Annotated in this window: 10 protein-coding genes, 2 tRNA genes, 3 rRNA genes and 1 other RNA gene; 9 read left to right on the forward strand and 7 right to left on the reverse strand. The window is 62.0% G+C overall.

Going from position 1 to position 13,129, the window contains the following annotated elements:
* Nucleotides 1-64: 64 nt before the first annotated feature.
* Nucleotides 65-610, reverse strand: coding sequence for a UPF0149 family protein (locus tag MC375_RS00850; protein ID WP_242101396.1), 546 nt, complete (start codon nt 608-610; stop codon nt 65-67).
* Nucleotides 611-726: 116 nt separating this feature from the next.
* On the opposite strand from MC375_RS00850, the gene MC375_RS00855 reads away from it, so the two are divergent.
* From MC375_RS00855 to rpiA, 7 genes are all read left to right on the forward strand, one after another.
* Nucleotides 727-2,928 (forward strand): GGDEF domain-containing phosphodiesterase, encoded by a 2,202-nt coding sequence (locus tag MC375_RS00855; RefSeq protein WP_242101397.1) that lies wholly within the window; start codon nt 727-729, stop codon nt 2,926-2,928.
* 102 nt (nt 2,929-3,030) lie between these two features.
* Nucleotides 3,031-3,252, forward strand: coding sequence for a TIGR02449 family protein (locus tag MC375_RS00860; protein WP_242101398.1), 222 nt, complete (start codon nt 3,031-3,033; stop codon nt 3,250-3,252).
* Nucleotides 3,249-3,542, forward strand: coding sequence for a cell division protein ZapA (locus MC375_RS00865; protein ID WP_242101399.1), 294 nt, complete (start codon nt 3,249-3,251; stop codon nt 3,540-3,542). The genes MC375_RS00860 and MC375_RS00865 overlap by 4 nt, the downstream gene beginning before the upstream one ends.
* Before the next feature lie 116 nt (nt 3,543-3,658).
* Nucleotides 3,659-3,844: non-coding RNA, 6S RNA (gene ssrS / locus MC375_RS00870), on the forward strand.
* A gap of 203 nt (nt 3,845-4,047) precedes the next feature.
* A complete protein-coding gene (locus tag MC375_RS00875) occupies nt 4,048-4,644 on the forward strand; it encodes a 5-formyltetrahydrofolate cyclo-ligase (protein WP_242101400.1) in 597 nt (198 codons plus the stop codon).
* Nucleotides 4,641-5,108: an EVE domain-containing protein gene (locus tag MC375_RS00880; RefSeq protein WP_242101401.1), complete on the forward strand. Its 468-nt coding sequence runs from the start codon at nt 4,641-4,643 to the stop codon at nt 5,106-5,108. Before MC375_RS00875 ends, MC375_RS00880 begins: the two co-directional genes overlap by 4 nt.
* 80 nt (nt 5,109-5,188) lie before the next feature.
* The gene (gene rpiA / locus MC375_RS00885) at nt 5,189-5,839 is read left to right on the forward strand and encodes a ribose-5-phosphate isomerase RpiA (RefSeq protein WP_242102916.1); all 651 of its coding nucleotides are present in this window, start codon (nt 5,189-5,191) and stop codon (nt 5,837-5,839) included.
* Between the two features lie 100 nt (nt 5,840-5,939).
* Here rpiA and rrf read toward each other — a convergent pair.
* The 5 genes from rrf to MC375_RS00910 all read right to left on the reverse strand — a co-directional run bounded on the left by rrf (nt 5,940) and on the right by MC375_RS00910 (nt 11,113).
* Nucleotides 5,940-6,053 (reverse strand): 5S ribosomal RNA (rrf, locus tag MC375_RS00890).
* 184 nt (nt 6,054-6,237) lie between these two features.
* Nucleotides 6,238-9,103 (reverse strand): 23S ribosomal RNA (locus tag MC375_RS00895).
* Nucleotides 9,104-9,319: 216 nt separating this feature from the next.
* Nucleotides 9,320-9,396 (reverse strand) — tRNA-Ile (locus MC375_RS00900).
* A gap of 22 nt (nt 9,397-9,418) precedes the next feature.
* Nucleotides 9,419-9,494 (reverse strand) — tRNA-Ala (locus MC375_RS00905).
* 74 nt (nt 9,495-9,568) lie between these two features.
* Nucleotides 9,569-11,113: ribosomal RNA gene (locus tag MC375_RS00910) — 16S ribosomal RNA — on the reverse strand.
* The 16S, 23S and 5S rRNA genes sit together here with 2 tRNA genes alongside, the layout of an rRNA operon.
* 443 nt (nt 11,114-11,556) lie before the next feature.
* Between MC375_RS00910 and MC375_RS00915 the strand changes: the two genes are divergently transcribed.
* On the forward strand, nt 11,557-12,009 hold the full coding sequence (locus tag MC375_RS00915) for a DUF192 domain-containing protein (RefSeq protein ID WP_242101402.1): 453 nt from the start codon (nt 11,557-11,559) through the stop codon (nt 12,007-12,009).
* Nucleotides 12,010-12,060: 51 nt separating this feature from the next.
* Nucleotides 12,061-12,903 carry a SirB1 family protein gene (locus MC375_RS00920; RefSeq protein ID WP_242101403.1) on the forward strand — a complete coding sequence of 281 codons (843 nt, stop codon included), beginning with the start codon at nt 12,061-12,063 and terminating at the stop codon, nt 12,901-12,903.
* Nucleotides 12,904-12,910: 7 nt separating this feature from the next.
* On the opposite strand, the gene MC375_RS00925 is transcribed toward MC375_RS00920, so the two are convergent.
* A complete protein-coding gene (locus tag MC375_RS00925; RefSeq protein WP_242102917.1) occupies nt 12,911-13,114 on the reverse strand; it encodes a rubredoxin in 204 nt (67 codons plus the stop codon).
* Nucleotides 13,115-13,129: the final 15 nt, after the last annotated feature.

Here is a 13,129-nt window from a genome sequence, read left to right on the forward strand (position 1 = left end):
CCCGCCTTCGTGGGAATGACGCTCTGCCGGCGTGGCCGCACGGAGCGCGTCGACTGGCGGATCGTCAGTTGAACTGCTGGCGGTGGCGCGGACCAAGGACACAGTCGCCGTGCAGGAGCAGCACCGCGACCCGCACGAATTCCTCGATTTCGGCGAGCGCCTCCTCGTCTTCCTGGTCGCCGTCGTCCTGGGCCGTGGCCGCAGCGAACCGGGCCAGGTCGCCCAGCGATTCGCGCCCCTCGTCCGACAGCGGCGGTGCGCGCCCTGCGGCCAGTCCGAAGCCGCCAAGGAAGCCGCGGCACCAGGCGAACAGCGCCCCGCTGCGCTGGGCCAGGCTGGCATCGTCGTCCGGCAGCAGAAGCTGCAGATCGAAATCACGGTCCGCGAACTGGGCCGCGGTCGCGGCACGCATGCGGCTCAGCGCGCCGCCCGGCGTCTCCGGCGCCAGACTCTCGTCTGCCATCACCGCCGCGATCCAGTCGGGAGCGTTGCGGCCGCCACCGGCCAGCCAGCCGCACAGCCCGCCGTGCAGCTCGCTGGGGTCGGTCGCGAGCCCGGCGGACTGCGATTCCAGCGCGATTTCCTGCAGCGAGGGCAAACGCTCGGCCAAGAAGTAGGGTCCGTCGACGGAGGGTTGCGAGTGTAGCCAATGCCGGCCGGCCTCGTTGGCCGCCCGCGTTAACCTCTACACTGGCTGCGACGCAGTGCGAAGCGAGGCCCAGCGCGTTGACCAGTTCGGCTGCATCCGGCTCCACTCTCGCACTGTTGCTCCTGGTGCTGGCGCTCGGCCTGGGGCTGGCGTGGGTATGGCGTGACCGCACCCGCCTTCGCCGCGAGCACGCAACCAGCCTGGAGCAAGCCGAGCGCCGCCTGGAACTGGCGTTGTCGGCCAGCGGCGAGCAGTTCTGGGAGCTCGATCTGGAACGCCGCTCGCTGCGTCGCCTGCACATGCGGCTCGATCCCATCCAGGGCGGCCAACTGGTGGCCGAGCGCCAGACGGAATGGGACGGCGTGATCCATCCCGAGGATGCAGCGTTGGTGCGCGCGCGCCTGGTCTCGCACCTGAAAGGGGAAGCCGAAGCCTTCGTGTGCGACCTGCGCATCCGCGAGGCCGAAGGCAGTTGGCGCAGGGTCCGTGCACATGGACGCGCCACGGCCCACGACGCGCACGGACGCGTCACTCGCGTTTCCGGGGTCGCCCACCAGATCGGAGATCCGGCAGGCATGCGCCCGCACCCGGTCGCCGACGGCGTGGAGCGCAACATGCGCGAAGCGGTCTGCGTCATGCATCCGGACTTCAGCTTCGTCAGCGTCAATCCTGCCTTTACCCAGATTACCGGCTACGCGCCGGCTGACGTGCTCGGCCGTCAAGTCGATCTCCTCGACAGCCCACAACACGACAGCGAGTTCTACGCCGCGATCCGCGCGGAAGTGCTGGTCAACGGGCGCTGGGCAGGCGAGCTGTGGGCGCGGCGCAAGGACGGCGAGGAATTCCTGTGCTCGGCGGTGTTCTTCGCCATCGGGCAACCCGGGCATCCGCCACAGACACTGGTCGCCGTATTCAGCGATATCACCCACCAGAAGCGCGCCGAACAGGAGCTGCGCTATCTGGCCAACTTCGATGCGTTGACCAACCTGCCCAACCGTGCGTTGTTGTCCGAGCGGCTCTCGCGCGCCATCGTTCGCGCCCGCCGGGAGAACTCGAGGATCGCGGTGCTGTTCCTGGACTTCGACCACTTCAAGGACGTCAACGATTCGCTCGGCCACGCCGCCGGCGACCGCATCCTGCGCGTTGCGGCCACCCGGCTGCAGGAAACCGTCGGCGAGCAATCGACCGTGGCGCGCCTGGGTGGCGATGAATTCACCGTCGTGGTGGAGGACGTCGCCTCGCCGGAAGACGCCGATCACATGGCGCGCGAAATCATCATGGCGTTCGAAGCGCCCCTGCGCCTCGATGAGCGGGTCGAAGTCGCGATCTCGCCGTCCATCGGCATCAGCCTGTACCCCGACCATGGCCAGGTACCCACCGAGCTGCTCAAGCGCGCGGACACCGCGATGTACCAGGCCAAGGCCGCCGGTCGGCGCACCTTCTCCCGTTACGACGATTCCATGGAGGTGGCGCTGCGCGAGCGCGCCACGGTCTCTGGCGCGTTGCGCAAGGTGCTCGACCGGGGCGAGCTGCGCCTGGTGTTCCAGCCGCGAATGTCGCTGCCGCAGCGCCGCATCGTCGGCGTCGAGGCGCTGCTGCGCTGGCAGAGCAGCGAGCACGGCGACGTTCCGCCAGCCGTATTCATTCCGCTCGCGGAGGAAACCGGGCTGATCCTGGAACTGGGCGAATGGGTGCTGCGCGAGGCCTGCCTGACCCTGCGCCGCTGGCAACAGTCGGGCCTGCACAGGCTGTCGATGTCGGTTAACGTGTCCGCGCTCCAGCTGTTGCGCGGCGACTTCCCGCTGGTGGTCGAGCGGGTGCTGGCTGAAACCGGCCTGGCCCCGGACCTGCTGGAGCTAGAGCTCACCGAAAGCGTGATCATGGCCAATGCGGAACAGACGGCGGACAAGCTGCAATCGTTCCGCCGCACCGGCGTGTCCCTGGCGATCGACGATTTCGGGACCGGTTATTCCTCGCTCGCCTACCTGCGTCGCCTGCCTATCACCACCCTGAAGATCGACAAGGAATTCATCGGTGATCTCAGCAGCGACCCCGACGACGCCTCGATCACCACCACCGTGATCACGATGGCCCATTCGCTGGGCCTGAACGTGGTCGCCGAGGGGGTCGAGACCCGTGAGCAGCTGGATTTCCTCGATGCCCAGGGCTGCGATGAGATCCAGGGCTACTGGCTTTCGCCGCCCATGGAGTCCGACCGCTGCCAGGCCTTCCTGCGCGACTGGCGCCCGCAGGACATCCGCGCGGCCGCAACGGGCTAGGAGGATGACTCGCGCCCCTGCCTCCACGCGGGTACCCTGCAGCCGCCCTGGCGCGGGCCCGACCGGCTTGACCGCCTTCGGCCGGCTGCCTAAGGTGCCTGCATGAACAACCCCGACCCGGTCGCCCAGCTGCAGGCCATGGCTTCGCGCATCGAAGCCCTGGTCGAACGCTGCCAACGCCTGGCCGAAGAAAACCGGAGTCTGCGCAACCAGCATGAGCAGATTAGCGGCGAGCGTTCGCAGCTGCTGGCCAAGAACGAGCAGGCGCGCACCCGGGTCGAGGCGATGATCGCGCGGTTGAAGTCGCTGGAGCAGCACACGTGAGCAACAGCGAAGCGGTCAGCATCCGCATCCTGGACCGCGAGTACACCGTTGGCGTCGAACCCGACGAGCGCGACAGTCTGGTCGCGGCCGCACGCCTGCTGGAACAGCGCATGCGGGATGTGCGTGGCGCCAATCGCATGGCCGCCATCGACCGTGTCGCTGTGCTCGCGGCGCTGAACCTGGCGCACGAACTGCAGCAGCTACGCGACGAAAACGGCAGGCGCGAGCGCGAACTCGCGCGCACGCTCGATGCGCTGCAACGCAAGCTGGACCAGTTCGTCGACGCGTAATGAATGCGCTGTGGGTTGCGGGTTGGCGGATTGCAGTGGTGTTTGCGACCGTGGTTGACTGAATGTTCCGACGAATGGAACTTGCGTCATCGCAACGCTTCCCTATACTTGGCCTGCGTCCTCTGCCGTGATTGACGGCGCGCGCAAACATTCGCCTTGTCCCTTAAAAACGACACCGGGGATGCAGCGGTCGCCCAGCGTGCATGTCCGCCTCGCAGCGGAAAGCCCAAGGGCTTCCAAGCGTTCCCACTTGAACCCCGGGTTCAAGGTCGTTTCGCGCGCATCGGCATGGCGGAGGATGCAATTTTTACGGCCCGTGCATTTGCGCGGGCCTTTTATTTGGCGTCGTGCAGTGGAAATCCGGCTGCGCGGCCGCGTCCCGGCGATGGCGCGCAATGTCATCGCCTGAGCTCTTGCTCGCGCGAACAACGCGTGCGAACGGCTCGTCGACTGCACGATTCCGGCCCTACAATCCGCGCATGACCGCCGCCGGATCCACCGCACGATGACCCTAGACCGGAAGGCGCTACGCGCGGAACTGCGTCGGCGGCGACGCGATCTTCCGGCCGCGCAGCGCCTGGCCGCCGCCGAGTCGCTTGCCGGCCATCTGCTCTCGTTGCCGTTCGCTCCGGATACGGGCTTCGTCGCCGGCTACTGGGCGATGGACGGCGAAATCGCATTGCACGCCTGGCAGCTGCGCCTGCCCGCGCGCGTGACCTACTGCCTGCCGGTTCTCCATGGCAGCCAGGGTCTCCGCTTCGCGCCCTGGCGCCCGGGCGAACCGCTCGCGACCAATCGCTACGGCATTCCCGAGCCGGATGTCGATCCGGGCAAGCTGCTCGCACCCGAATCCATGCGCATGGTGGTGGTCCCGCTGGTCGGCTTCGACGCCAGCGGCCAGCGCCTGGGCATGGGAGCGGGTTGGTACGATCGCAGCTTCGCATTCAGGCAGGCCTCCGCGCCGCCGCCATGGCTCGTCGGCGCGGGTTTCCAGTCGCAGCAGATCGATGCACTGACGAGCCAGCCCTGGGACGTGGCCCTGGATGCCGTTTGCACCGACGCTGGCACCCATCTCACCCTCGCAGGAACCGTTTCCGCATGAGCGCGCGCAGGAAATACTGGCTAATGAAATCGGAACCTGAGGATTTTTCGATCGACGACCTGCAGCGGGTCGGGATCGAACCCTGGACCGGCGTGCGCAATTACCAGGCGCGCAACTTCATGCGCCAGATGCAACCCGGCGACGGCGTGCTGTTCTATCACTCGAGCACGGAAGTCCCCGGCATCTACGGGGTCGCCGAGGTCGCAAGCACGCCCTATCCGGACCCGACCCAGTTCCAGAAGAAGTCGAAGTACTTCGATGAAAAATCCACCCAGGAGCAACCACGCTGGGAGCTGGTGGACGTGAAGTTCGTGCGCAAGCTGCAGCGCGGGATCCCGCTCGATGAGATCCGGGCGCATGCAGAGCGCCTGGGCGAGGATTTCGCCCTGATCCGCCGCGGCACGCGGCTGTCGGTGCTGCCGGTGACCGCGGCGCAGTGGAAACTGCTGCTATCGCTTGAGTGACGCTTTGCAGTGCCGGGCGAGCAGGCTCGTCCCTGGTTACGAGGCGCCGGTTTGCCCACCGCTCAACAACGGGAACCCCGATGACCGAAGCAAAACGCCTCGCCGCCGAGAAGGCCATTGATTACGTCGAGGATGGCAGCATCGTCGGGGTGGGCACCGGTTCCACCGTCGCCTACTTCATCGATGCGCTGGCCCGGATCCGCGACCGGATCGAGGGCGCCGTCTCCAGCTCGGAACAAAGCAGCCAGCGCCTGCGCGGACATGGCATCGAGGTGCTGGATCTCAATCACACCGGACCGCTCGCCCTCTACGTCGACGGCGCCGACGAGTGCGACCCGCACAAGCGCCTGATCAAGGGCGGCGGAGCGGCGCTGACCCGGGAAAAAATCATCGCCGAGGCGAGCGCACGTTTCGTCTGCATCATCGATCCGTCAAAGCGCGTCGAGGTGCTAGGCAGGTTTCCGCTGCCGGTCGAGGTTATCCCGATGGCGCGCAGCCTCGTCGCAAGGGAAATTCTGCGGATTACCGGCGGAAATCCTGTATGGCGCGATGGCGTGGTCACCGACAACGGCAATGTGCTGCTCGACATTCACGGCTTGTCGATCATCGACCCGGTTGGCCTGGAGCGCGAGCTCAACCAGATCCCAGGAGTGGTCAGTGTGGGCTTGTTCGCCCGACGCGGAGCAGACATCGTGATCGTCGGTGGCGAACCGCCGCTGGTGCTTGGCTGACCGCAAAGCGGTCGCCGGGTTCAACAGCTCGCAGCCTCGTACGGATTCGTCGCGGCAAAAGAAAAACCCCCAGCCGGAGCTGGGGGTTTTTGGGTAAAGACCCTGGCGATGACCTACTCTCGCATGCTGAATGCACACTACCATCGGCGCGTACGCGTTTCACTTCCGAGTTCGGAATGGGATCGGGTGGTTCCACGCAGCTATTGTCACCAGGGAGAGGGTGGAGGGTCGCGGGTCGGATGCGGACGTATCCACAGACGACTTGAACGCGCACACGCTCTCGTTGGTTGCCTCCGAACAAGCCATGAAACGGCTCGCCTTTGGCGAATAAGTTGGGACGTAGCGAAATTTGCTCCGAACGTCGACGCGTCGTCGAGTCCAAGGCCACTTGAGGTTATATGGTCAAGCCACACGGATCATTAGTACTGGTTAGCTCAATACATTGCTGTACTTACACACCCAGCCTATCAACCACCTGGTCTTGATGGTTCCTTTAGGGGGCTTGTGCCCCGGGAGATCTCATCTTGAGGCGCGCTTCCCGCTTAGATGCTTTCAGCGGTTATCGCTTCCGAACATAGCTACCCGGCAGTGCCACTGGCGTGACAACCGGAACACCAGAGGTTCGTCCACTCCGGTCCTCTCGTACTAGGAGCAGCCCCTCTCAAATCTCCAACGCCCACGACAGATAGGGACCGAACTGTCTCACGACGTTCTGAACCCAGCTCGCGTACCACTTTAAATGGCGAACAGCCATACCCTTGGGACCGACTACAGCCCCAGGATGTGATGAGCCGACATCGAGGTGCCAAACACCGCCGTCGCTATGGACGCTTGGGCGGTATCAGCCTGTTATCCCCGGAGTACCTTTTATCCGTTGAGCGATGGCCCTTCCATACAGAACCACCGGATCACTAAGTCCTACTTTCGTACCTGCTTGATCCGTCGATCTTGCAGTCAAGCACGCTTATGCCTTTGCACACAGTGCGCGATGTCCGACCGCGCTGAGCGTACCTTCGAGCTCCTCCGTTACTCTTTGGGAGGAGACCGCCCCAGTCAAACTACCCACCATACACGGTCCCCGACCCGGATTACGGGCCCAGGTTAGAACGTCAAGCACATCAGGGTGGTATTTCAAGGTTGCCTCCACGACAGCTAGCGCCATCGCTTCAAAGGCTCCCACCTATCCTACACAGACGAACTCAACGTTCAGTGTAAAGCTATAGTAAAGGTTCACGGGGTCTTTCCGTCTTGCCGCGGGAACGCTGCATCTTCACAGCGATTTCAATTTCACTGAGTCTCGGGTGGAGACAGCGCCGCTGTCGTTACGCCATTCGTGCAGGTCGGAACTTACCCGACAAGGAATTTCGCTACCTTAGGACCGTTATAGTTACGGCCGCCGTTTACTGGGGCTTCGATCAAGAGCTTCGCCTTGCGGCTGACCCCATCAATTAACCTTCCAGCACCGGGCAGGCGTCACACCCTATACGTCCACTTTCGTGTTTGCAGAGTGCTGTGTTTTTGATAAACAGTCGCAGCGGCCTGGTCACTTCGGCCCCCCCCAGCTATTCACCAGAGGAGGCGCACCTTCTCCCGAAGTTACGGTGCTATTTTGCCTAGTTCCTTCACCCGAGTTCTCTCAAGCGCCTGAGAATTCTCATCCTGCCCACCTGTGTCGGTTTACGGTACGGTCTGCGTAAGCTGAAGCTTAGGAGCTTTTCCTGGAAGCGTGATATCAGCAGCTTCGCCCTAATGGGCTCGTCCTTAGTCTCAACGTTGCGCCCCCGGATTTGCCTAAGGGCACCGCCTCAACTCTCTCACCGGGACAACCAACGCCCGGCCTGCCTAACCTTCTCCGTCCCTCCATCGCACTTACGCGAGGTGCTGGAATATTAACCAGCTTCCCATCGACTACGCATTTCTGCCTCGCCTTAGGGGCCGACTCACCCTGCGCCGATTAACGTTGCGCAAGGAAACCTTGGGCTTTCGGCGTGCGGGCTTTTCACCCGCATTATCGTTACTCATGTCAGCATTCGCACTTCCGATACCTCCAGCGGACTTCTCAATCCACCTTCATCGGCTTACGGAACGCTCCTCTACCGCGCACAACAAAGTTGTGCACCCCAAGCTTCGGTTTACTGCTTAGCCCCGTTAAATCTTCCCCGCAGACCGACTCGACCAGTGAGCTATTACGCTTTCTTTAAAGGGTGGCTGCTTCTAAGCCAACCTCCTGGCTGTCTGTGCCTTTCCACATGGTTTTCCACTTAGCAGTAATTGGGGACCTTAGCTGTGGGTCTGGGTTGTTTCCCTTTTCACGACGGACGTTAGCACCCGCCGTGTGTCTCCCATGCATTCCGTCTCGGTATTCGGAGTTTGCCATGGTTTGGTAAGTCGCAATGACCCCCTAGCCATAACAGTGCTCTACCCCCGAGAGGATTCACATGAGGCGCTACCTAAATAGCTTTCGAGGAGAACCAGCTATCTCCGGGTTCGATTAGCTTTTCACTCCTAATCACAACTCATCCCCGTCTTTTGCAACAGACGTGGGTTCGGGCCTCCAGTTGATGTTACTCAACCTTCACCCTGGCCATGACTAGATCACCCGGTTTCGGGTCTACTGCCCGCGACTATGCGCCCTTATCAGACTCGGTTTCCCTTCGCCTCCCCTATACGGTTAAGCTCGCCACGAACAGTAAGTCGCTGACCCATTATACAAAAGGTACGCAGTCACTCCTTGCGGAGCTCCTACTGCTTGTACGCACACGGTTTCAGGATCTATTTCACTCCCTTCACCAGGGTTCTTTTCGCCTTTCCCTCACGGTACTGGTTCACTATCGGTCGGTCAGGAGTATTTAGCCTTGGAGGATGGTCCCCCCATGTTCAGACAGGGTTTCACGTGCCCCGCCCTACTCAATTTCATCTGCGTGGCCCTTTCGCATACAGGGCTGTCACCTTCTATGGCCAAGCTTTCCAGCTTGTTTTACTAGAACCATGCAGACTTTTGGGCTGCTCCCCGTTCGCTCGTCGCTACTTAGGGAATCTCGGTTGATTTCTTTTCCTGCGGTTACTTAGATATTTCAGTTCACCGCGTTCGCCTCGTACAGCTATGTATTCACTGCACGATACCTCTTGCGAGGTGGGTTTCCCCATTCGGACATTGCCGGATCAAAGCTTGTTGCCAGCTCCCCGACACTTTTCGCAGGCTGCCACGTCCTTCATCGCCTCTGACCGCCAAGGCATCCACCGTGTGCGCTTATTCGCTTGACCATATAACCCCAAGTCGCCTCGGGGTCGTACGTCGTCGCGAACACAACGACTACAACTTCAAATAAAGTGCCTTCCGGCACTCGCCTTAGCCTCAACGACACGTCTGGACATTCGTCTCAAACGCTCGCTACGTCCCAAGTTGTAAAAGAACACGACACCGGCTTCAGCGCCAGGTCGATTCAAATCTTTTTAGTGTGCGGCTTGTATCCAGAGGAGTGGTGGGTCTGGGAGGACTCGAACCACCGGCCTCACCCTTATCAGGGGTGCGCTCTAACCACCTGAGCTACAGACCCAAATGTCTTTGCCCTTTGAGCGTGGTGGAGCCTGTCGGGATCGAACCGACGACCCCCTGCTTGCAAAGCAGGTGCTCTCCCAGCTGAGCTAAGGCCCCAATGTTTGGGACACTCTGGATGCAGGTCACTTGTGCGGACGTCTGACAGACTTCTGGTCTGTCTTTTAGTCTCTAAAGGAGGTGATCCAGCCGCACCTTCCGATACGGCTACCTTGTTACGACTTCACCCCAGTCATCGGCCACACCGTGGCAAGCGCCCTCCTTGCGGTTAAGCTACCTGCTTCTGGTGCAACAAACTCCCATGGTGTGACGGGCGGTGTGTACAAGGCCCGGGAACGTATTCACCGCAGCAATGCTGATCTGCGATTACTAGCGATTCCGACTTCATGGAGTCGAGTTGCAGACTCCAATCCGGACTGAGAGAAGGTTTCTGGGATTGGCTCCCCCTCGCGGGATTGCAGCCCTCTGTCCTTCCCATTGTAGTACGTGTGTAGCCCTGGTCGTAAGGGCCATGATGACTTGACGTCATCCCCACCTTCCTCCGGTTTGTCACCGGCGGTCTCCTTAGAGTTCCCACCATTACGTGCTGGCAACTAAGGACAAGGGTTGCGCTCGTTGCGGGACTTAACCCAACATCTCACGACACGAGCTGACGACAGCCATGCAGCACCTGTCTCACGGTTCCCGAAGGCACCAATCCATCTCTGGAAAGTTCCGTGGATGTCAAGACCAGGTAAGGTTCTTCGCGTTGCATCGAATTAAACCACATACTCCACCGCTTGTGCGGGCCCCCGTCAATTCCTTTGAGTTTCAGTCTTGCGACCGTACTCCCCAGGCGGCGAACTTAACGCGTTAGCTTCGATACTGAGTGCCAAGTTGCACCCAACATCCAGTTCGCATCGTTTAGGGCGTGGACTACCAGGGTATCTAATCCTGTTTGCTCCCCACGCTTTCGTGCCTCAGTGTCAGTGCTGGTCCAGATGGCCGCCTTCGCCACGGATGTTCCTCCCGATCTCTACGCATTTCACTGCTACACCGGGAATTCCGCCATCCTCTACCGCACTCTAGCCCGCCAGTATCCAATGCAATTCCCAGGTTGAGCCCAGGGCTTTCACATCAGACTTAACGAACCACCTACGCACGCTTTACGCCCAGTAATTCCGAGTAACGCTTGCACCCTTCGTATTACCGCGGCTGCTGGCACGAAGTTAGCCGGTGCTTATTCTTCCGGTACCGTCAGGACACCTGGGTATTAGCCAAGTGCTTTTCTTTCCGGACAAAAGAGCTTTACAACCCGAGGGCCTTCTTCACTCACGCGGCATGGCTGGATCAGGCTTGCGCCCATTGTCCAATATTCCCCACTGCTGCCTCCCGTAGGAGTCTGGACCGTGTCTCAGTTCCAGTGTGGCTGATCATCCTCTCAGACCAGCTACGGATCGTCGCCTTGGTGGGCCGTTACCCCGCCAACAAGCTAATCCGACATCGGCTCATCCAATCGCGCGAAGCCTTGCGGTCCTCCGCTTTCACCCGTGGGTCGTATGCGGTATTAGCTTAAGTTTCCCTAAGTTATCCCCCACGACTGGGTAGATTCCGATGTATTCCTCACCCGTCCGCCACTCGCCACCCAAGGAGCAAGCTCCTCTGTGCTGCCGTTCGACTTGCATGTGTTAGGCCTGCCGCCAGCGTTCACTCTGAGCCAGGATCAAACTCTTCACTTAAGTTTTTCGGACTTGCGTCCAAAGCTTTGAGTGCAGTCGTCGTCCCAGCCAAATTTACTCGCTGCATTTGCATGCTTTGAATTGACTTGGTTCTGTTACGAACGTCTGCAAGATGGACAGTCATCCATCTGCCAGACGCCCGCACAAGTCACCTGCGCACACTGTCAAAGATCGTTGGAACCGGCCTCAGCGCCGCGTTCCCGTTTGTCGCTTTCCTCAGTCACCAAAGTGCCCGAGTGAGCCGCACATGATACAGCCCTTTTTGGGGACGTCAACACCCTGTGAGGGGGTTTTTTTGACGTCCCTGCCGGCTCGGTTCAGGCCGGTCCGGCGAGGGGGCGCGCATTGTGCCTCCTTCGAAACGGTTTGCAAAGGGGGCACGGAAACTTGACGCAACGGGCCTGCTCCGGGAAGGTCCGCGGACCACGACCCGGGAGCTATCCATGCGCTGTTCTGCCCGCTTTTTCCCCCTTCTGGGCGCCCTGCTGGCGCTGTCTGGCTGCGCGAGCGCCGGCAACCCGTGGGTCGAACTGGCCGGGAAGCGCTATAGCGTGGAAATCGCGGACGACGACGCCGAGCGCGCGCGCGGCCTGATGTTCCGTGACGCGTTGCCGATTGACCGCGGGATGCTGTTCATCCACGAGCGCGAGGAACCGCAGGCTTACTGGATGAAGAACACCAGAATTGCGCTGGACATCCTGTATTTCGACGACGCGCGCAGGCTGGTATCGCAGCAGCGAGACGTGCCGCCGTGCACGCTCGGCGACCGTTGCCCGCCCTACCCCAGCAGTGGTCCGGCGCGTTACGTGCTGGAACTCAACGCCGGCCAGGCAGAAGCCCTGGGGCTGGCGGACGGCGCGGAGCTGCGCTTCGGCCCTGGCGTCGACGTGCGCTGAAACGCGCAATGCGCGCTTGCGCGGGCGGCGCGAACCGCGCAGGCTTGGGGCATGCGGGCGCCCCTGCAACTTCCCGAGTGGCATGCACTGGCCTCCCTGGAGGACGCCACGCTGCCGCTGCTGGGCACCGCGCTGCTGATCGCGCGCGACGAATATCCGCAACTGGATGCGGACCTGTACGACACCCTGCTGCAGAGCCACGCCGAACATCTGCGTGGCGAGATCGAGGCGGTCGATTCCTGGCCGCTGAAGATGCAGGCGATCAACCGGCACCTGTTCGAGGAACTGGGCTACGCCGGCAACCACGACCAGTATTACGACCCGCGCAACAGCTATCTCAACGAGGTGTTCGAGCGCCGGCTCGGCAATCCGATCTCGCTAGCCCTGGTGCAGATGGAGGTCGCGCGCCGGGTCGGCGTGCCGCTCGACGGCGTGTCGTTTCCTGGCCATTTCCTGGTGCGCCTGCCGGTCGATGACGGCGTGCTGGTGATGGATCCGTTCAACCGGGGCCGCCCGCTCGACGTCGACGAGCTGCGCGAGCGCGCGAAACCGCACCTGGGCGGCGACGTCCCCGATGACGAGGCGTTGAACCACATCCTCAGCCCAGCTTCCCATCGCGGCATGCTGATGCGGATGCTGCGCAACCTGCACGGCGTCTATGCCGACCAGGACGACTGGGAACGGGCGGTTCGCAGCGCCGACCGGGTGCTGAAGCTGTCACCCAACAATGCCGAAGCGCTACGCGACCGCGGCCTGGGTTACCTGAAGCTGGGCCATGCGCATGGCGCGCGCCAGGATCTCACCCGCTACCTGCAGCTGAATCCGAATGCAGACGACAGCGAATCGCTGCGCGAGCGCCTGATCGCGATCGGGCGCGGTTCGCGCCCGCACTGAGCACCGCTCACAGCGGCATCATCTCGAAGTCGTCCTTGGTCACGCCGCAATCCGGGCAGGTCCAGGTGTCGGGCACGTCTTCCCAGCTCGTGCCGGGAGCGATGCCATCCTCGGGCAGGCCTGCGGCTTCGTCGTAGATGAAACCGCATACCACACACATCCAGGTGCGGTAGGCGACGGCGTTGACGGCGGGAGACTCCGGGACGGGCATCGGCGGATAATGCGG

The organism is Lysobacter sp. M2-1, assembly GCF_022662495.1.
Classification (GTDB): domain Bacteria; phylum Pseudomonadota; class Gammaproteobacteria; order Xanthomonadales; family Xanthomonadaceae; genus JAKPBU01.